The following is a 19,145-nucleotide window of genomic DNA, read 5'->3' as shown; positions in this document are numbered from 1 at the left end:
CTCTTAGTTAATCTCGAAATCCAGCTCCAGGTCGTCTTCTTTCTCAGCGACCGGTTTACTCCGCGCCAGGCTTTTCAGGATGTTGACGCACACGGCTGTGACGACGGCCCCCACCGCAACGGCGGCAATATACCCCAGCTTGCCCTCGACCACCGGCAGGACAATCAGCCCACCCCAGCCCGCATAACACTGCGCGCCGACCATCGCAGCGGTCACCGCGCCGCAGGCGGAGCCCAGCATGATGGAAGGGATTACGCGCAGCGGATCGGCAGCGGCAAACGGGATAGCGCCTTCGGTCGCCCCTACGCAGCCCATCACCAGCGCCGCTTTTCCGGCTTCCCGCTCTTCCGCGCTATAGTTATTGCGCTTCATCAGCGTTGCCAGGCCCAGCCCAAGCGGCGGCACGCAAATCGCCACCGCGGCAATCGCCACAACTGCATACACCCCCTGCGCCACGCAGATAAGCATGAAGGCGTAGGCCACTTTGTTCACCGGGCCGCCCATGTCGAACGCCAGCATCAGCCCCATCACAATCGCCAGCAGCACGATGCTGCCCTGCTGCATGCCCTGCAGCCAGCTGGTGAGGCTGTGCGTCAGCGTCCCCACCGGCTCACCAAGACCCCACATCATGATCCCGGCGGTAATAAAGGTGCCGATAATCGGGATCACAAAGATGGGCATCACCGAGCGCAGCACCTTCGGCACCGGAATGCGCTTGAGATAGAAGACGACTATCCCGCCGATAACCCCGGCGACGATCGCGCCGAAGAACCCTGCGCCAAACCCGTTACCGACCCAGGCACCAATGGCGCAGGGTGCCAGCGCGGAACGTTCGGCGATGGAGTAGCCGATATAAGCTGCGAGAAAAGGCACCATCAGGGTCAGCCCCGCCACGCCAATATCAAACAGCTTTTTCAGGTTGGGATCTGTCGCGGCGTCTGGCACCGCGCCCTTGCCGTACAGCATGACGGACACCGCGAGCAAAATGCCTCCGGCGACCACAAACGGGATCATATGCGACACGCCGGTCATCAAATGCTGACGGGTGTTTTTGAGGATCTGCACCAACTCTTTCATTTGCTGCTCCCGGGACACAGGCCCATATTCATAAGGTTATTGAGGCCACAATAGGCAATCGGCAGCGCAACAGACAGTGGACAAAAAGGCCATTTACTGGACTTTTGTAATATCCGGTGAAAAATGCGATCGCTCTCAAAAAGTTGGTCATTTCGTTCACAAACGCCGATTTGCTGCAACCTGTGAGGCACATCGCATTTCGGCGGAGATATTACATTTATCTAGTTTTTAACAGTTTTGTCAGATAGCCCCTCCCCTTTTCCCCGCTCTATGCTGTCGCCAGACCCTATTTGAATTGAGGAGAACGGCCATGGCCCAGGTTGTGGAATTTATCTGTACCTTGCCCAACGGTGTACACGCCCGCCCGGCAAGCCTGGTGGAGACGCTGTGTAATACCTTCTCATCGTCGATTGAGTGGCACAATTTACGCAGCGGCCGCCGCGGCGATGCCCGCAGCGCGCTGGCGATTATCGGCACCGATACCCTCACCGGCGACGCCTGCGAGCTGCGGATCGAAGGGCCGGACGAAGCCTGCGCGCATCAGAAACTCAGCGTCTGGTTTCAGCGGGAGTTCCCGCACTGTGATTCGCCGCTGGAGCACGCCAGCGAGCAGGAGATGGATGCGCTGCCGGCATCGTTAACTCATCTGAACCCGACGCTTATCCGCGCCCGCGCCGTGTGCAGCGGCAGCGCGGGTGGCACGCTGACGGCAATCACCGCGCTGAACCTCGGTACGCTCAGAGATTTGCCGATAGCCGCCTCGCCGGAGGAGGAGCAGGCCGCGCTGGATAACGGCCTGGTCCTGCTGGTGAAAACGCTGGCGCTGCGCCAACTCGACAGCGACAGCACCACCAGCGCCATCCTCGACGCTCACCGCTCGCTGGCCACCGACACCAGCCTGCGCCAGCATCTGCTCGAGGGCATTATGGAGGGTTTAAGCTGCGCCGAAGCTATTGTCCGCAGCGCTCAGCACTTCAGCGACACTTTCGCACAGTCCGCCAGCCGCTATTTGCAGGAGCGCGTTCTGGACGTCACCGACGTCTGCTATCAGCTGCTTCAGCAGATTTATGGCGAGGCACGCTTCCCGGCTCCGGGTCAGCTGACCCGGCCCTCCATCTGCATGGCCGACGAGCTGACGCCGGGCCAGTTTCTCGAACTCGATAAAACCCTGCTGAAGGGTTTGATTCTGCAAAGCGGCGGCACGACGTCCCATACGGTGATCCTCGCCCGCTCTTTCAATATTCCCACGCTGGTCGGTGTGGATATTTCGGCACTTTCCCGCTGGCAGCATCAGCCCGTCTGGCTCGATGGCAACACCGGCTCGGTGGTTGCCGAACCGACGCAGGCCATCAACCGCTACTATCAACAGGAAGCCCGCGTGCAGGCCGCGCTGCGTGAGCAGCAGAGCGTTTGGCTGGAAAGAGAGGCCAGAAGCGCCGACGGCATCCGCCTGGAAGTGGCCGCCAACATCGCCCATGCCGTCGAAGCGCAGGCGGCCTTCGGCAACGGGGCCGAAGCGGTTGGCCTGTTCCGCACCGAAATGCTCTACATGGACCGCGCTTCCGCGCCTTCGGAAGATGAGCTCTACAACCTATTTTGCCAGGCGCTGGAGTCCGCAACCGGACGCAGCATTATCGTGCGCACCATGGATATCGGCGGCGACAAGCCGGTGGACTACCTCAATATTCCGGCGGAGAACAACCCGTTCCTCGGCTATCGCGCGGTGCGCATTTATGAAGAGTACGCGGCACTGTTTACTACCCAGCTGCGCTCAATCCTGCGGGCTTCCGCCCACGGCAAACTGAAGGTCATGATCCCGATGGTCTCCTCGATGGAGGAGATCCTGTGGGTGAAAGAGAAACTCGCCGAAGCCAGGCAGCAGCTGCGGGCCGCCCAGATCCCGTTTGATGAAAAAATTCCGCTCGGCATCATGCTCGAAGTACCCTCGGTGATGTTCATCATCGACCAGTGCTGCGAAGAGATCGACTTCTTCAGCATCGGCAGCAACGATCTGACCCAGTACCTGCTGGCGGTCGATCGCGATAACGCCAAAGTGACGCGCCACTACAACAGCCTGAATCCGGCCTTTCTCCGCGCGCTGGATTTTGCGGTCCAGGCCGTACACCGCCAGGGAAAATGGATTGGCCTGTGCGGCGAGCTGGGTGCGAAAGGCTCAGTGCTGCCGCTGCTGGTCGGGCTTGGTCTCGATGAGATCAGCATGGGCGCGCCCGCAATCCCCGCGACAAAAGCGCGCCTCGCGCAGCTCGACAGCCGCGCCTGTCGTCAGTTGCTCAACCAGGCCATGGCCTGCCGCACCTCGCTGGAAGTGGAGCACCTGCTGGCGCAGTTCCGCATGACCCAACAGGACGCGCCGCTGATCGCCACCCGCTGCATCTCGCTGGATAACGACTGGCAGAGCAAAGAAGAGGTGCTTAAAGGCATGACCGACAACCTGCTGCTGGCCGGGCGCTGCCGCTATCCCCGCAGGCTGGAAGCCGATCTCTGGGCCCGCGAAGCCGCCTTTTCGACCGGCCTCGGCTTCAGCTTCGCCATTCCGCACAGCAAATCGGAGCACATCGAACAATCAACCATCAGCGTGGCGCGCCTACTGAAGCCGGTTCAGTGGGGCGAAGAAGAAGCACAGTTCATCATCATGCTGACGCTGAATAAACACGCCGCGGGCGATCGGCACATGCGCATCTTCTCGCGCCTCGCCCGCCGCATCATGCATCAGGATTTTCGCCACGCGCTGGTGAACGCGACTTCGCCAGAAGCAATCGCCAGCCTGCTGGAACACGAATTAGAACTCTGACCTGAGGAAACCCCATGGAACTGTATCTCGATACCGCAAACGTCGCGGAAGTCCGTCGCCTGGCCTGTATTTATCCGATTGCAGGCGTCACCACTAACCCGAGCATTATCGCCGCCGGGAAAACGCCCCTGTGGGAAGTGCTCCCGCAGTTACAGGAGGCCATCGGCCCGCAGGGCAGACTTTTTGCTCAGACGATAAGCCGCCAGGCGGAGGGCATGGTGGCCGAAGCGAAACGTCTGACGAATCGGCTGCCCGACATCGTGGTCAAAATTCCGGTGACGGCCGAAGGGCTGGCGGCGATTAAGGTTTTAAAGAGTGAAGGTATTCCGACCCTCGGCACCGCGGTGTACAGCGCCTCGCAGGGCTTGCTTGCCGCGCTGGCGGGTGCGGAGTACGTCGCGCCTTACGTCAACCGTGTCGATGCGCAGGGCGGTGACGGGATCCAGACGGTGCGTGAGCTGCAGACCCTGCTGGATCTTCACGCCCCGCAGTGCAAGGTGCTGGCCGCCAGCTTTAAAACGCCGCGCCAGGCGCTGGACTGCCTGCTCGTCGGCTGCAAAGCGATCACCCTTCCTTTAGACGTAGCGCAACAAATGCTCGGCACGCCCGCAGTAGAGTCAGCTATTGAGAAGTTTGAGCAGGACTGGAAAAACGCATTTGGCAATCTCAACCTCTAAGGAGTGATGTATGGACCGGATCATTCAATCGCCAGGCAAATATATCCAGGGTGCGGATGTTCTCACCCGCCTCGGCGACTATCTCAAGCCCATCGCTGAACGCTGGCTGATCGTGGGCGATAAGTTTGTGCTGGGTTTTGCAGAGAAAACGCTGCGCGAAAGCCTCGACAGGAGTGGCTTAGCTGCCGATATCGAGCCGTTTAACGGCGAGTGCTCGCAAAATGAAATCACCCGCTTACGCGACATCGCCGTGAGCGCAAAATATCAGGCGGTGCTGGGTATTGGCGGCGGTAAGGCACTGGATACCGCCAAAGCGTTGGCGCATTTTATGGATCTCCCGGTGGCCATTTCGCCAACCATCGCCTCAACCGATGCGCCGTGCAGCGCGCTTTCCGTGCTCTATACCGACGCTGGCGAGTTCGATCGCTACCTGATGCTGCCGCACAACCCAAACCTGGTGATTGTTGACACCAAAGTGGTGGCCGGGGCGCCCGCGCGTTTGCTGGCCGCAGGCATTGGCGATGCCCTGGCCACCTGGTTTGAGGCCCGCGCCTGCTCGCGCAGCGGCGCAGCCACCATGGCAGGCGGGCGCTCTACTCAGGCCGCGCTGGCCCTGGCGGAGCTCTGCTACAATACGCTGCTGGAAGAAGGTGAAAAGGCGATGCTGGCGGCGGAAAAACACGTAGTGACGCCTGCGCTGGAACGAATCATTGAGGCTAACACCTATCTCAGCGGCATCGGCTTTGAAAGCGGCGGCCTGGCGGCAGCCCACGCGGTACATAACGGCTTAACCGCCATCCCGGATGCGCACCACTACTACCACGGGGAAAAGGTCGCTTTCGGCACGCTCACCCAACTGATACTGGAAAACGCGCCGCAGGATGAGATAGAAACCGTCGCCGCGCTCTGCTACGCCATCGGCCTGCCGATCACTCTGGCACAGCTGGATATTCAGAACGACGTGCAGGAAAAAATGCGTATTGTTGCGCAGACAGCCTGCGCCCAGGGCGAAACCATCCACAACATGCCGGGTGGCGCCACCGTTGATCAGGTGTACGCTGCGCTGCTGGTGGCCGATAAATATGGCCAGCAGTGTTTACTGCACTGGGAATAAGACAACGGCCCCTCATTGAGGTCACGCCGATCGGTTGGCGGATCCGGTGGCGGGGCAAGAATCCGTAGTCTCTTCAGGGATTACGGATTTTTTTATGTTACTCAGCCAGATTCTCAACACTGTTCATAAGTTTCCCCCCCAATTTGTTGTGCTTGCAGACCGGCTTTCCCCTGAACTGATTGATGAATGTCTGGCGGATACAGGCCTCGTCACCCTGCATAAGCGCCGTCTTTCCATGGAAATGATATCTGGGCTGTCACCGCCATGGCGCTGTTTCGTTCTCATTTCATGGGCCTGCTCGTGCCCCACATGGATATCCTGTTGCCGGGCAATCGACCCGTTGTCTGCCCGGGTGCCGTTTTCAGACCCGCCAGCGGCTCGGGGAGGATGCCCTCCGACTGATGAACGGGGTTAAAAAAGGCCGCAACGCTATGCGCTGCGGCCTCATGCAAAAGCTTAACCGTAAGCCCCCGGCACGGAGGCCGGATTTTCGGGAAGAGATAAACTTAGTGCAGTTTCAGACGCGGACGAATCACGCGGTTGATGCTACCCACCAGCATCATCAGGCCGGTTTTGAAGTAGCCGTGCAGCGCAATCTGGTGCATCCGGTACAGAGAGATGTACACGAAGCGGGCGATACGGCCTTCTACCATCATCGAGCCGCGCATCAGGTTCCCCATCAGGCTGCCAACGGTGGAGAATTTGGACAACGAAACCAGCGAGCCGTGATCTTTGTAGCTGTAAGCTTTGAGCGGCTGGCCTTTCATCTGCGCAAGGATGTTAGTCAGCGCGCGGGAAGCCATCTGGTGTGCAGCCTGGGCACGAGGAGGTACGAAACCGCCTTCCGGGCGAGCGCAGGACGCACAGTCGCCGATAGCATAGATGTCCGGGTCACGCGTGGTCTGCAGCGTCGGCTCAACGACCAGTTGGTTAATACGGTTAGTTTCAAGCCCGCCGATCTCCTTCATGAAGTCCGGGGCTTTAATACCCGCCGCCCAGACCATCAGATCCGCTTCGATAAACTCGCCGTCTTTAGTGTTCAGGCCATGCGCTTCGGCGCTGGTCACCATGGTTTGCGTCAGTACGCGAACGCCAAGTTTGGTCAGTTCGCTGTGGGCAGCGGCAGAAATGCGCGGCGGCAGCGCAGGCAGAATACGTTCCCCGGCTTCCACCAGCGTGACGTTCAGCGCTTCGTTGGTCAGCCCTTTGTAGCCGTAGCTGTGCAGTTGCTTCACGGCGTTATGCAGTTCTGCAGACAGCTCAACGCCCGTCGCGCCACCGCCAACGATAGCGATGTTAACCTTACCGCTCGCGCCGAGGTTGGCGGAGTATTTCAGGAACAGGTTCAGCATCTCGGAATGGAAGCGACGAGCCTGATGCGGGTTATCGAGGAAAATACAGTTCTCTTTCACGCCCGGCGTGTTGAAGTCGTTGGAGGTGCTCCCCAGCGCCATCACCAGCGTGTCATAAGGCAGTTTGCGCTCAGGCACCAGCAGCTCGCCCTTCTCATCGCGCAGTTCGGCGATAGTCAGCGTTTTGCTTTCGCGGTTGATATCCACCACGGAACCCAGCTGGAACTGGAAATGATGATTGCGCGCGTGAGCCAGGTAGCTCAGGGCATCCACGCCTTCATCCAGCGAGCCGGTAGCCACTTCGTGCAGCAGCGGTTTCCACAGGTGGCTGTGGTTACGGTCGACCAGAATAATTTTGGCTTTTTTGCCGCGCCCCAGTTTTTTACCCAACTGAGTCGCCAGCTCCAGACCACCAGCCCCGCCGCCGACAATCACTATTTTTTTCAATGGTGTAGTCAACTTGACCCCCTAAAATATTAACCAATTGTTAATTAAAAGTTATCTAAATAGCCTTTAATTAACAAAGGGTTACTGCACGTTTAACGCCAAACTTTATCGAGAATAACATGAAGGGTGCATTGGTCATACCAAAATTGATGTACATCAATTTTTATGCCGAAAAGATAAACAAAAAGGCCAGCGCGAGGCTGGCTATGACGTTCTCAATAATTCGAGCTGCAGGGCGGCTGCAGGCAACACACCTGCAGCTTGAAGTATGACGGGGAAAATTAGCCCAGAGTTTTAAAGGCTTTAATACGCTGTAAATGCGGGGAGATGTTTTTGAATTTGTGGGTCTGCTGCTCGTCCCAGACAATTTCATAATAGTGATGCAGCGCTTCTGCCGTGCGCCGGTTGTCCAGCGCTTCGTCATTACGCGAGAGGATAACCAGGCAGCGATCGCGGTTCTTCTCCCGGAAGTTTTGCACGCACTTGGTGGTGATATCCGCGTACTCTTCTGGCCTGTCGATTTTCCCTTCCATGTTTTCATGGGGGTAAAGGTTCGGGTTAAAAATAACCTGCCGCATATCGCAGAGAAAACCTATGCGCTCCGCCCAGAAACCGCCGAGGCCAACGCCGCAAATTAAGGGGCGTTCGTCGTCGGTAAGCTGCTGCATCTTGTCGACTTCTTTTAGCAGATGCTGCATGTCATGCTTCGGATGCAGCGTGCTGTAGCCAATCAGCCGCACATCGGGATCGATAAACTGAAGCTGCAGCACTTTTTCATGGTTACCGGGACTGTTTGAGTCAAAACCGTGCAAATAGATAATCATCGCATCCTCACCACCTGAATATTAGCCCGCCTTATGCGCCTGCCACTGTTCGTGCAGCGCTTCCAGCTGCTGGTTCACCTGTTTCCAGCGATCGGATGAACGCAGCTCCTCGCGGGTAAATGACCCTTTATGATACAAACCTGCAACACGCTCTGCTTTGACCGGCGACAGGTTATCCAGCACGCTCACCGCCCCTTTACGATTATTGCAGACGAGGATCATATCGCAACCGGCGTCCAGCGATGCCTGACCACGTTCGGCATAGCTGCCCATGATAGCCGCGCCTTCCATCGACAAATCATCGGAGAAAATCACGCCATCAAAACCCAGCTCGCCGCGCAGTACCGTTTTTAGCCAATACTCGGAGCCGCTCGCCGGGCGAGGATCTACTTCATCGTAGATAACGTGGGCAGGCATGATGGCATCCAGCTTATGCTCGCTAATCAGCGAGGCAAAAATGCGCATATCATGTTCGCGGATTTCCGCCTTCGGCCGCGGGTCGTGCGGCGTCTCTTTGTGGGAATCGGCGGTGACCGCCCCGTGTCCCGGGAAGTGTTTGCCGGTAGTTTTCATGCCAGCTGCATGCATCCCGTCGATAAAACGCGTGGCCATCGCCAGGGCTTTCACCGGATCTTCATGGTAAGAACGCTCCCCAATGGCCGCGCTGATGTGCCCGATGTCGAGCACCGGCGCAAAGCTGATGTCGATATCCATGGCGATCATTTCGCTCGCCATCAGCCAGCCCGCCTCTGCCGCCAGCTTGCCGCCCTCCTCCAGGCCACGAAGTGCCGCAAAAGATTGTGCCGCAGGCAGACGGGTAAACCCTTCGCGGAAGCGCTGCACGCGCCCGCCTTCCTGATCGACGGCGACAACCAGACGGTTGCGCGAAGCCTCACGGATCTGGCGCACCAGTTCCCGAAGCTGCTCCGGATCGTGGTAGTTGCGGGTAAAAAGAATCAGACCGCCCACCAGCGGGTGCTGCAAAATTTCACGTTCTTCAGCATCCAGCTCGAAGCCGGCCACATCTAACATTACTGGGCCCAAAGTTCTCTCTCCTGATGTTTGCTCGCCCGCAGCGCGCGCCACGCGTCGTCTGCCAGCGTAATAAAATAGTGCTCCCCGGTTTGCCGCCAGCGGCATTCATACCAGGACGCCATAAGTAACGTCATCCACGGCTGCCAGCGCGCAACCTGCCGGCGAAGGGCGCCGACGCTTAGGGAAGCCTGGGCAGCATACAGGGCCAGCAGCGCTTCACTGTCGACAGCGTTTGCAGCCAGCACAGCGGCCAGCTCCAGCGCAATATCGCCATCCCCGGCGTATTCCCAGTCTATAAGCCCCAGGCAATAGCCCGGTTGCCGCACCAGATTACCCGCATGAATATCCATATGCAGAGGCGCCAGCCGAAGAGGTCGGGGCTCCTTGCGCCGCTTCAGACGTTTTAATTCACGCAGCCAGGCCAGGGTTCTCCTGTTCGGATCGCTTTCCTGCCAGTAAAACTCAAGCAGCGGGATCAGGCTTATCCGCCAGCCGAACAGTTTCTGCCTGTGAAGATAATACAATAAGCCCGTTAATTCAGTGAGCGGGGGCAGGTTCGGCAAAACCTCACCGTCAAGCCAGCGGGTGAACAGCCAGCCCTCCGCCAGACACCAGGGCTCGGGCGCAATACCGGCAGGCAACTGCCTGAGCGCGAGATGATGCCGCCGGAGGGAAATCCCCGGCAAACGCTGTTCCGGTAGCTTTCTTGCCGTGAAGCTGCCTGCCCCTGTCTCCACGCGGTAACTTGTCCCGCTCAACCCTTCGAGCGCAGAAACACAACCGGCGGCCTGAGCCGCCGGAAGGTATCGAGTCACTACCGCATCGAGCGATGCTTTAGTTGGTTTGCTGAACAGCACCGCTACCCGACCAGATGATTTCGCCAGTTTGCACCAGCATCAGCTGCATTTTCAGCGTTGGCGTGTTCACGTTGCCGCTGGCGTTGGTGTAGAGCACGTACTGAGCGCCGGTGTTACGCGCAATACCAATCGCTTTGCTTCGCGTGCCCAGGCTGTCCTGTGGGGAAAGCCCAAGCTGCTGTTTAGCAATAGAGAGCTGCTGCGCAGAGACCAGCGTGAACTTGTTGTTGTTGGCTAGTGCTCCACGCAAGGCTTCCGTCGCGCTGCTAGTTTGCAGGCTGCCGTTGGTGCGGTTATTGACGCTGTCCACCAGCAACACGCTACCCGGCGTCACGCCGTCTGCCTGCAGCATTTTACCGACCATAGGCTGCATGGCGCTGTTCCAGTCGTAGGTGCGAACCTTAGGCTGAGCCGGAATAGTTGGCTCTGGTTGTTCAACAGGGCCAGGCTGTGTCGGCACGGTCGGTACCGTTGGCACAGTGGGTTCCGGCTGAGCAGGCTGCTCTACGCCAGGTTTAGCTTCTTCTACCGGGGCAGGCTGTTCGCCGCGATTAATACACCCGGTCAGGATCAGCGCCACCGCAGTGACGGCCAGATAACGATGAAGTCCCCTAATCAAAATTCGCTCCTTACAGAGAGAGAAAGACGTACTTTTTTGGCCCCCGGCCACGCTGCCGTCGACTCAATGCGCTGCGAAGACTGCGCCGGGAGGGTAATAGTGCGCACTTTTTCAAGCGGGTGGATTTCCAGCCCTTTTGCATCATACCAATAGAAACGGTAGTACAGCGTGACCGGCTTATGCTGCTCATTATACAGCGATGACTCGGCCACCGTGGCACCGTTCTGCTGAGAGATATCCGGTTTTTCCGCGCTAATCCCGGCCGCCAGCACCGCAGATTCCATGACCAACGTTTGGTCACCGTTCACCGGAATGGCGGGACGAGAGCTACAGCCCGCCACCAGCAGCATCGCTAACAGACTCAGAGAAAAGCGCGACATGGGATCAGTCCTTATGCGCCAGCATTGGGCCAAGCGGACGGCCACCCACCAGGTGCATGTGAATATGGTACACCTCCTGCCCACCGTGACGGTTGCAGTTCACAATCAGGCGGTAGCCATCAGCGGCAATGCCTTCCTGTTCTGCAATTTTAGCCGCAACGGTCATCATACGCCCCAGCGCAAGCTCATGTTCGGCTTTAACGTCATTGGCGGTAGGGATAAGCACATTTGGAATGATGAGGATATGGGTCGGTGCCTGAGGGGAAATATCACGAAACGCGGTGACCAGTTCGTCCTGGTAAACCACATCCGCCGGAATTTCACGACGAATAATTTTACTGAAAATAGTTTCTTCGGCCATGAGCGGTTCCTTGAAGGAGAAAACGGTGATGGGAGTATGAGCGAGGCGCTCAATTGACTCAACCTTCTACACGCTTTTCTTTCGTTAAGTGCTGGCCTTTAAAACAAATTCGTATTTATTCAGCAACAAAAAAGGGAGGCTTTCGCCTCCCTTATCGCTCCCCGAACAAACTTAGTTGTTACGGATCCACTCATCCATTTCGGTTTTCAGGTTATCGGACTTGGTGCCGAAAATAGCCTGAACGCCGGAACCTGCGACAACAACACCAGCTGCACCCAGTTTTTTCAGGCCAGCCTGGTCAACTTTAGCCACGTCGGCCACGCTAACGCGCAGACGGGTGATACAAGCGTCGAGGTTAGTGATGTTTTCTTTCCCGCCGAACGCGCTAACCAGAGCAGGTGCCATTTCGCTGGTTGCGCCAGCGGTGGTTTCTGAGGTGGCGTCTTCACGACCAGGGGTTTTCAGATCCAGTGCCTTAATCAGTACGCGGAAGATGGTGTAGTACACGATCGCGTAGCAGATACCGACAATTGGGAACAGCCACAGTTTGCTGCTGTTTCCGCTCAGCACGATGAAGTCAATCAGACCGTGAGAGAAGGACGTCCCGTCACGCATACCCAGCAGGATACAGATAGGGAATGCCAGACCAGCCAGAATCGCGTGAATCACGTACAGGATCGGCGCCACGAACATAAAGGAGAATTCGATTGGCTCGGTGATACCGGTCAGGAACGAAGTCAGCGCTGCGGAGATCATGATCCCGCCCACTTTTGCACGGTTCTCTGGTTTAGCAGAGTGCCAGATAGCAATTGCCGCAGCCGGCAGGCCGTACATTTTGAACAGGAAGCCGCCGGACAGTTTGCCCGCAGTTGGGTCGCCTGCCATGTAGCGAGGGATATCCCCGTGGAATACCTGGCCCGCAGCGTTGGTGTATTCACCGATCTGCATCTGGAATGGAACGTTCCAGATGTGGTGCAGACCAAACGGTACCAGGCAGCGCTCGATGAAGCCATAGATACCGAAGGCAACAACCGGGTTCTGGTATGCAGCCCACTGAGAGAAGGTCTGGATAGCCGTACCGATTGGTGGCCAGATGAAGGACAGGACTACGCCAGTGAAGATAGCCGCCAGACCGGAGATGATCGGTACAAAGCGTTTACCGGCGAAGAAGCCCAGATACTCAGGCAGCTTAATGCGGTAGAAACGGTTGAACATGTATGCCGCAATTGCACCGGAGATAATACCGCCAAGCACACCGGTATCCGCCAGGTGTTTAGCCGCAATTTCTTCCGCAGGCAGGTGCAGGACCAGAGGCGCCACCACGGCCATGGTTTTCACCATGATGCCATAGGCAACAACAGACGCCAGGGCAGATACGCCATCGTTGTTAGTGAAGCCCAGCGCCACACCGATAGCAAAGATAAGCGGCATGTTGGCGAAGACTGAACCGCCCGCTTCCGCCATAACATGAGAAACGACGACCGGCAGCCAGCTGAAGTTTGCAGACCCGACGCCCAGCAGGATACCTGCGATAGGCAGTACGGAGACTGGCAGCATCAGCGATTTACCCACCTTTTGCAGGTTAGCAAATGCATTCTTAAACATAATAGAGAGTGCTCCTGAGTATTTGTGCTTTTTTTGTACGCATTTACGCATCGAACCGGGGGGAGAACCGGTTCATAAACAGGACATCTAAGTGTCCTTTTATTTATTACGCAGAGTAAAATAAATAACGAAAACTTTGTTTGACGGCTATCACGTTTCTCAGCCGATCGCGCGAAAAACTTTCATTAATTTACATAACTCGCGTACAAATGGTTCAAAACGAGCGTGCACCGCTCATTTTATGGCGGTGCACTTTACTCGCTTAGACTATTAATTACGAGCTTTAAAATAACTATGGATATCAGAGAGATTGCAGGCGGGATAAGGGCATGTGGAACAAATCAGCAAAGTTCTGCGTGGTGGCAATAGCCAGTTCTTCCAGCGAAACGCCCTTCAATACGGCCATGTATTCGGCGACATCCCGCGTCATGGCCGGCTGGTTTTCTTTACCGCGGTGCGGCACCGGCGCAAGGTACGGTGAGTCCGTTTCTACCAGCATTCTGTCCAGCGGGACATAACGCGCGGCGTCACGCAGCTGCTCCGCATTCCGGAAGGTAACTATCCCGGAAAAAGAGATGTAAAAACCCATATCCAGCAGTTTACCCGCAGTTTCTCTGTCTTCCGTGAAACAGTGTAGTACCCCGCCGCACTCTGTCACTTTTTCTTCCTGCAGAATGCTCAGCGTATCGGCCCGGGCATCACGGGTGTGGACGATCACCGGTTTGTTCAGCTCGCGGCCAATGCGGATATGGTTGCGGAATGACTCCTGCTGGCGCGGTTTTGTTTCCGGCGTGTAGAAATAATCCAGCCCGGTTTCCCCCATCGCGATGACGCCGGGTTCGGCGGCAAGGCGGCGCAGCTCTTCAACGTCGTACTCTTCATCCTGGTTCAGCGGATGTACGCCACATGAGAAAGCCACGTTGTCACGCTCTCCCACCAGCTCACGCATTCCCCGATAACCTTCAAGGGTGGTAGCCACAGCCAGGCAAAATTTCACGTCCCTGGCGGCCGCTTTTTCCAGAACGTCATCAACGTTTTTATGCAGGGATTGATAATCCAGGCCATCGAGATGGCAGTGTGAGTCGACCAGAAACATAGTAATACTCTTAGAGATGATGTGAGTGAAGCAGTGCGCCGGGCTGAGCCAGACGCTCCCACGTAAGAAGACTTTCCGTGAGCAAAAGCTCGCGGTTAACCCCTACCACGTTAAGTAACGCATCGCGGCAGGTGAACCAGTGGTGAAGCAGATTTTGCAACACAGCCGGGGAATAACGTGCGCCGAGGCTTGCCACCAGTGGCTGCATATCCGCGTTAGTCAGCCATGCCCCTGCCCCCTGCTGCCACTTGAGGGCATCAACCAGAAGCGCGCAAAGCCAGTGCACGCGGCGGGCGGCGTCCTCATGATTTAATGCCGGTAAAAGCGACAGCATGTTATTCGCATCCCCCGCCTGAGTGAGCTTCTCGCAGAGCTGCTGGCGGGTCTTCCATTGCTCGGGCTGTAAAAGAGCCAGCGCGGCGGCAGGCGCCCCGGAGCTAAGCCGCAGCGCGGCCTGAAGCGCCTCCGCAGAGGCCGTTACCTCTCGCCCCAGCCACGCCAGGGCAAAACGTTCGTCCAGTGGCGCAAGGTGCCAGTAAAGGCAGCGGCTGCGCAACGTCGCGGGCAGGTGCGCGGGCTCGCGGCTGCTCAGAAAGAACCAGGTATTTTTTGGCGGCTCTTCCAGCGTTTTCAGCAACGCGTTCGCCGCGGCCTCGGTCAGCAGATCGGCATCTTTGAGCCAGACAACTTTCGCCCCACCCTGCTGAGCGTGGCCGTAAAGCTTCTCGGTAATGTCGCGCACGGCATCAATCCCGAGGCTGGATTTGCCTTTTTCTACTTCAAGGGAGTAGCTGTCGGGGTGCGTCCCCGCCTGCATCAGCTGGCAGCTATGGCAATGGCCGCAGCTTTTATTGCCTTCCGGGCTTTGGCACATCAGCCAGCGGCACAGCGCGTAGATTAACGCGTCGTCCCCCAGCCCCGGCAGCGCGTGAACCAGCAGAGCATGATGTCCGCGGCCGGCCTGATACTGGCCGATAAGCTGCTCAAACGGGCCGCGAAGCCACGGATACCATTTCACTATTGCTGCTCCCTGAACCAGCTCAGAACGGCCTCACGCACGGCCAGAGAGACATCATCCAGCGGCCGCGTTGCATCGATGGTTTTGATGCGGCTGTCGCTGCCTGCCAGTTCCAGATAGCGGGCGCGCGTACGGTTAAAGAAGTCGATAGATTCCTGTTCAATGCGATCAAGTTCGCCCCGGGCGCGAGCCCGGGTCAGCCCGACTTCCGGCGTCACATCGAGATAAATCGTCAGGTCAGGATAAAAATCGCCCAGCACGGTGTTGCGTAGCGCCATCAGCAGGTGCTGGTCAATCTGACGTCCGCCCCCCTGATAGGCCTGGGTGGAGAGGTCGTGGCGATCGCCGATGACCCAACTGCCACGCGCCAGAGCCGGTTTGATCACCGTCTCTACCAGCTGGATCCGCGCCGCGTAGAACATCAGCACTTCTGCTTTATCGGTCACCTTCTCATCGCCGATCCCGGCATTGTTGAGCGTTAGTTCGCGCAGGCGCTCGGCAAGCGGCGTGCCGCCGGGTTCTCGCGTGAAGGTCAGATCGCTGATACCCAGCTCTTTTAAGGTCGCCACGACGACGTTATGGGCATTGGTTTTCCCGGCGCCTTCCAGGCCTTCGATGACGATAAATTTACTGTCCATTTTTATCCTTGAGAGCTTTGATATACACCTGCACCGCCTTGTTATGGCTGGCGAGGTTGGTGCTAAAGGTATGACCACCTTTACCATCAGCAACAAAATAGAGATATGGCGTTTTTGCCGGGTGCGCTGCCGCCTGCAAAGAGGCTTCGCTCGGCACCGCAATCGGGCCCGGCGGCAAGCCGCTAATCACATAGGTGTTATACGGCGTAGGCGTCTCGAGATCTTTGCGCGTTAGCTTACCATTATAGCTGTCGCCCATCCCGTAGATAACGGTGGGGTCAGTTTGCAGGCGCATGCCAATACGCAGACGGTTAATAAACACCGAGGCCACCCGATCGCGCTCGGCGGCTACGGCCGTCTCTTTCTCGATGATCGAGGCCATGGTCACCAGGTCATTTTCGGTTTTATAGGGCAAGCCATCAACTTTGCTTTCCCATGCTTGCGCCACCGCTTTGACCATTTTTTGATGTACGCGCTTAAGCAAAGCGACATCCGTGGTGTGGGCGGTGTACATCCAGGTGTCCGGGTAGAACCATCCCTCGACCCATTCAGGGTGCTCAAATTTCAGCGCCTCTGCCACGGTCGCATAGCTGTCGTCTTTTAACGTGTGCTGGATGTATGGGGCATCGCGCAGTTGCTCGAGTAAATCACTCAGGCGCATACCTTCCACAAAACGCAGCGGGAACTGTGCCTCTTTTCCACTGGCCAGCAGGCTGAGCATGTCGGTAACCGTCATCCCTGGCGTGAGGCGGTATGTGCCGGCCTTAAATTTCGCCAGCTCCGGCTCGACGCGCAGCAACCATTGGAAGACTCGTGGACGTGTAATCAGTTTTTCTTCATAAAGCTGGGTGCCCAGAGCTAAACGCCCGGTGCCCTGCTTCAGGGTGAAAATGGTTTCCTGTTTAATCGGCAACGGCGCTTTTGCCAGCTGCCGTACCTTCCACATGCCTGCACCGGCGGCAATACCGAGCACAACCAGCAAAATCAGAAAGAAACGAAACATCTTTTTCATCGGTAATCGGTTACTCACAAAGTGGGGCTAAAAAACAGTAAAGTTCACGCGATGTGTAGTGCCAGTCCTGGGCCTGGTTCACCGGTACAACCGGCATCAGTGCGTTGCAAATGATGGCTTCATCCGCATCGGCCAGCGCTTGCGGGCCTTCACTCACTTCATGTACCCGCCAGGGGGAATCGTTCAGGCACGCAATAATACGCTGACGCATAGTGCCATTCACACCCGCCCCGTTAATTCGCGGCGTATAAACGTCGTCGCCTTTGCGCCAGAATAAATTAGCCGCACAGCATTCCACCAGGCTCCCCTGACTGTCAAGAACCAGCGCCTCCTGAGCGGCCGTCTGTTCAAGATGCGTTCGAATAAGAACCTGTTCAAGCCGGTTAAGATGCTTGAGGCCCGCCAGAGAAGGATTAATCCCTATTCTCACAGGACTCAGCGTCAGCGTAATCCCCTGCTCGCGCCAGGCGGGATAAAAGGCAGGGTAAGGCGAAAGAGAAAGCATTCGCGTGGGCTGCGTGCAGTTTGAAGCGCTGTAGCCGCGCCCTCCCGCCCCGCGAGAAATAATCACCTTAAGTACGGCCCTCGTTTCAGAGGCCGCCAGCGTATTCATCTCACCGTTGAGCCTGGCCCAGTCAACCGGCCCTATCATCAGCGCTTCGCAAGCTTGCTGCAGCCGGCGAAGATGATCGGCGTGAAAGCGCACCGAGCCATCCACAACGCGGGCGGTAGTAAAGCAGCCGTCGCCAAACTGAATCGCCCGGTCGTTCGCCGGCAGCGTTTCCTGCCACTGACCATTAATAAGATACATAGGGATTCCTCAGGATACGGAAACATAAGGTTGCCAGAGGGATTTGCGGCCGACAAGAGGGGAATTCTGAACAGCAAAAGGGCCCGCAAGCGGGCCCTTTATGAAACGATTAGATCTTCTTGAAGATCAACGAACCGTTGGTACCACCGAAACCGAAGGAGTTACACAGGGTGTACTCCAGACCGCTCACCTGACGTGCCTCATGTGGCACAAAGTCCAGATCGCAGCCAACATCCGGGTTATCGAGGTTGATGGTTGGCGGTACAGCCTGATCGCGCAGCGCAAGGATGGAGTAGATAGACTCTACCGCACCCGCCGCACCTAACAGGTGGCCAGTCATCGATTTGGTTGAGCTCACCATGACACGGCTTGCATCGGCACCAAAGATAGACTTAACTGCCTGCGTTTCAGCTTTATCGCCTGCTGGTGTAGAGGTGCCGTGGGCGTTGACGTAGCCAACCTGCCCCGCGGAGATCCCTGCATCGCGCAGTGCGTTTTCCATCGCCAGCGCAGCACCTGCACCGGTTTCTGGCGGAGAAGTCATGTGGTAGGCATCGCTGCTCATACCAAAACCAACAACTTCTGCATAAATTTTCGCGCCGCGTTTTTTCGCGTGCTCGTACTCTTCCAGCACGATAACACCAGCGCCGTCGCCCAGCACGAAGCCGTCACGATCTTTATCCCACGGGCGGCTTGCCGCTTGCGGATTGTCGTTACGGGTAGACAGTGCGCGCGCCGCGCCAAAGCCACCTACGCCCAGCGGGCTACTGGCTTTTTCTGCACCACCTGCCAGCATTGCGTCTGCATCGCCATACGCAATAATACGTGCCGCATGGCCGATATTGTGTACGCCAGAGGTACAAGCCGTGGCAATGGAAATGCTCGGACCACGCAGACCCAGCATAATGGTCAGGTGACCTGCCACCATGTTGACGATGGTTGAAGGCACAAAGAACGGGCTGATCTTACGAGGGCCACCGTTAACTAAGGAAGAGTGGTTCTCTTCAATAAGCGTCAGGCCACCGATACCAGAGCCAATTGCAGCGCCGATGCGGGTCGCATTTTCTTCCGTTACTTCGAGGCCAGAATCCTGCATGGCCTGAATGCCAGCAACAATTCCATATTGAATGAATTCATCCATCTTGCGCTGATCTTTGCGCGAGATGATGTCTTCACAGTTAAAATCCTTTACTAAGCCAGCAAATTTCGTTGCATAGGCGCTAGTATCGAAATGGTCGATCAGGCTGATGCCACTCTGACCGGCAAGGAGAGCTTTCCAGGTAGACTCTACGGTATTGCCGACAGGAGACAACATGCCCAGTCCGGTCACAACTACACGACGCTTAGACACGTTTGTCCTCCAGGGAGGGAAAAAATACTAGTGGGACAATTCAGATAAAACTCAGGCGG

The 19,145-nt window shown here is 57.1% G+C and carries 18 protein-coding genes; 3 read left to right on the top strand and 15 right to left on the bottom strand.

Annotated features, from left to right (window positions below; genetic code table 11):
- Window positions 1–3: 3 nt before the first annotated feature.
- Window positions 4–1,077: a PTS system fructose-like transporter subunit EIIC gene (locus VW41_08260; GenBank protein ID AJZ89025.1), complete on the bottom strand. Its 1,074-nt coding sequence runs from the start codon at window positions 1,075–1,077 to the stop codon at window positions 4–6.
- Between the two features lie 310 nt (window positions 1,078–1,387).
- On the opposite strand from VW41_08260, the gene VW41_08255 reads away from it, so the two are divergent.
- From VW41_08255 to gldA, 3 genes are read left to right on the top strand one after another with little or no spacing between them, the layout of a single operon-like run.
- A complete protein-coding gene (locus VW41_08255; GenBank protein ID AJZ89024.1) occupies window positions 1,388–3,889 on the top strand; it encodes a PTS fructose transporter subunit IIA in 2,502 nt (833 codons plus the stop codon).
- A 14-nt stretch (window positions 3,890–3,903) separates the two neighbouring features.
- Window positions 3,904–4,566, top strand: a complete 663-nt coding sequence (locus tag VW41_08250; GenBank protein ID AJZ89023.1) for a fructose-6-phosphate aldolase — start codon at window positions 3,904–3,906, stop codon at window positions 4,564–4,566.
- Window positions 4,567–4,576: 10 nt separating this feature from the next.
- Window positions 4,577–5,680, top strand: a complete 1,104-nt coding sequence (gene gldA, locus VW41_08245; GenBank protein ID AJZ89022.1) for a glycerol dehydrogenase — start codon at window positions 4,577–4,579, stop codon at window positions 5,678–5,680.
- Between the two features lie 506 nt (window positions 5,681–6,186).
- On the opposite strand, the gene VW41_08240 is transcribed toward gldA, so the two are convergent.
- From VW41_08240 to VW41_08175, 14 genes are all read right to left on the bottom strand, one after another.
- The gene (locus tag VW41_08240) at window positions 6,187–7,491 is read right to left on the bottom strand and encodes an NADH dehydrogenase (GenBank protein AJZ89021.1); all 1,305 of its coding nucleotides are present in this window, start codon (window positions 7,489–7,491) and stop codon (window positions 6,187–6,189) included.
- 269 nt (window positions 7,492–7,760) lie between these two features.
- Entirely contained in the window at window positions 7,761–8,303 is a 543-nt protein-coding gene (locus VW41_08235; GenBank protein AJZ89020.1) for a hypothetical protein, read from the bottom strand.
- A 21-nt stretch (window positions 8,304–8,324) separates the two neighbouring features.
- The gene (locus tag VW41_08230; protein ID AJZ89019.1) at window positions 8,325–9,347 is read right to left on the bottom strand and encodes a beta-hexosaminidase; all 1,023 of its coding nucleotides are present in this window, start codon (window positions 9,345–9,347) and stop codon (window positions 8,325–8,327) included.
- On the bottom strand, window positions 9,335–10,195 hold the full coding sequence (gene thiK / locus VW41_08225; GenBank protein AJZ89018.1) for a thiamine kinase: 861 nt from the start codon (window positions 10,193–10,195) through the stop codon (window positions 9,335–9,337). The genes VW41_08230 and thiK overlap by 13 nt, the downstream gene beginning before the upstream one ends.
- A complete protein-coding gene (locus VW41_08220) occupies window positions 10,173–10,814 on the bottom strand; it encodes a penicillin-binding protein (protein AJZ89017.1) in 642 nt (213 codons plus the stop codon). The genes thiK and VW41_08220 overlap by 23 nt, the downstream gene beginning before the upstream one ends.
- Entirely contained in the window at window positions 10,811–11,194 is a 384-nt protein-coding gene (locus VW41_08215) for a membrane protein (GenBank protein ID AJZ89016.1), read from the bottom strand. The genes VW41_08220 and VW41_08215 overlap by 4 nt, the downstream gene beginning before the upstream one ends.
- A gap of 4 nt (window positions 11,195–11,198) precedes the next feature.
- Window positions 11,199–11,555 carry a purine nucleoside phosphoramidase gene (locus VW41_08210; GenBank protein ID AJZ89015.1) on the bottom strand — a complete coding sequence of 119 codons (357 nt, stop codon included), beginning with the start codon at window positions 11,553–11,555 and terminating at the stop codon, window positions 11,199–11,201.
- A 171-nt stretch (window positions 11,556–11,726) separates the two neighbouring features.
- The gene (locus VW41_08205) at window positions 11,727–13,160 is read right to left on the bottom strand and encodes a PTS glucose-specific subunit IIBC (GenBank protein ID AJZ89014.1); all 1,434 of its coding nucleotides are present in this window, start codon (window positions 13,158–13,160) and stop codon (window positions 11,727–11,729) included.
- Between the two features lie 301 nt (window positions 13,161–13,461).
- Entirely contained in the window at window positions 13,462–14,256 is a 795-nt protein-coding gene (locus VW41_08200) for a DNAse (protein ID AJZ89013.1), read from the bottom strand.
- A 10-nt stretch (window positions 14,257–14,266) separates the two neighbouring features.
- The gene (locus VW41_08195) at window positions 14,267–15,274 is read right to left on the bottom strand and encodes a DNA polymerase III subunit delta' (GenBank protein AJZ89012.1); all 1,008 of its coding nucleotides are present in this window, start codon (window positions 15,272–15,274) and stop codon (window positions 14,267–14,269) included.
- On the bottom strand, window positions 15,274–15,912 hold the full coding sequence (locus VW41_08190; protein AJZ89011.1) for a thymidylate kinase: 639 nt from the start codon (window positions 15,910–15,912) through the stop codon (window positions 15,274–15,276). Before VW41_08190 ends, VW41_08195 begins: the two co-directional genes overlap by 1 nt.
- The gene (locus VW41_08185; GenBank protein ID AJZ89010.1) at window positions 15,902–16,924 is read right to left on the bottom strand and encodes an aminodeoxychorismate lyase; all 1,023 of its coding nucleotides are present in this window, start codon (window positions 16,922–16,924) and stop codon (window positions 15,902–15,904) included. Before VW41_08185 ends, VW41_08190 begins: the two co-directional genes overlap by 11 nt.
- Window positions 16,925–16,934: 10 nt before the next feature.
- Complete coding sequence (locus tag VW41_08180) at window positions 16,935–17,735, bottom strand: 4-amino-4-deoxychorismate lyase (protein AJZ89009.1); 801 nt, start codon at window positions 17,733–17,735, stop codon at window positions 16,935–16,937.
- 109 nt (window positions 17,736–17,844) lie between these two features.
- On the bottom strand, window positions 17,845–19,050 hold the full coding sequence (locus tag VW41_08175) for a 3-oxoacyl-ACP synthase (GenBank protein ID AJZ89008.1): 1,206 nt from the start codon (window positions 19,048–19,050) through the stop codon (window positions 17,845–17,847).
- Window positions 19,051–19,145 lie beyond the last annotated feature (95 nt).

The sequence above is a fragment of the Klebsiella michiganensis genome, assembly GCA_000963575.1.
In the GTDB taxonomy this organism is placed as follows: domain Bacteria; phylum Pseudomonadota; class Gammaproteobacteria; order Enterobacterales; family Enterobacteriaceae; genus Cedecea; species Cedecea michiganensis_A.
Note: the sequence above shows the minus strand (reverse complement) of the source record. Positions and strands in the feature narration are given on the sequence as shown.

Bases quoted from the DNA above. Each gene is read 5' to 3' on its own strand.
- VW41_08260 (AJZ89025.1), bottom strand. From the start codon at position 1,077: ATGAAAGAGTTGGTGCAGATCCTCAAAAACACCCGTCAGCATTTGATG.
- VW41_08255 (AJZ89024.1), top strand. From the start codon at position 1,388: ATGGCCCAGGTTGTGGAATTTATCTGTACCTTGCCCAACGGTGTACAC.
- VW41_08250 (AJZ89023.1), top strand. From the start codon at position 3,904: ATGGAACTGTATCTCGATACCGCAAACGTCGCGGAAGTCCGTCGCCTG.
- gldA (AJZ89022.1), top strand. From the start codon at position 4,577: ATGGACCGGATCATTCAATCGCCAGGCAAATATATCCAGGGTGCGGAT.
- VW41_08235 (AJZ89020.1), bottom strand. From the start codon at position 8,303: ATGATTATCTATTTGCACGGTTTTGACTCAAACAGTCCCGGTAACCAT.
- VW41_08215 (AJZ89016.1), bottom strand. From the start codon at position 11,194: ATGTCGCGCTTTTCTCTGAGTCTGTTAGCGATGCTGCTGGTGGCGGGC.
- VW41_08210 (AJZ89015.1), bottom strand. From the start codon at position 11,555: ATGGCCGAAGAAACTATTTTCAGTAAAATTATTCGTCGTGAAATTCCG.
- VW41_08205 (AJZ89014.1), bottom strand. From the start codon at position 13,160: ATGTTTAAGAATGCATTTGCTAACCTGCAAAAGGTGGGTAAATCGCTG.
- VW41_08200 (AJZ89013.1), bottom strand. From the start codon at position 14,256: ATGTTTCTGGTCGACTCACACTGCCATCTCGATGGCCTGGATTATCAA.
- VW41_08190 (AJZ89011.1), bottom strand. From the start codon at position 15,912: ATGGACAGTAAATTTATCGTCATCGAAGGCCTGGAAGGCGCCGGGAAA.
- VW41_08185 (AJZ89010.1), bottom strand. From the start codon at position 16,924: ATGAAAAAGATGTTTCGTTTCTTTCTGATTTTGCTGGTTGTGCTCGGT.
- VW41_08180 (AJZ89009.1), bottom strand. From the start codon at position 17,735: ATGTATCTTATTAATGGTCAGTGGCAGGAAACGCTGCCGGCGAACGAC.
- VW41_08175 (AJZ89008.1), bottom strand. From the start codon at position 19,050: ATGTTGTCTCCTGTCGGCAATACCGTAGAGTCTACCTGGAAAGCTCTC.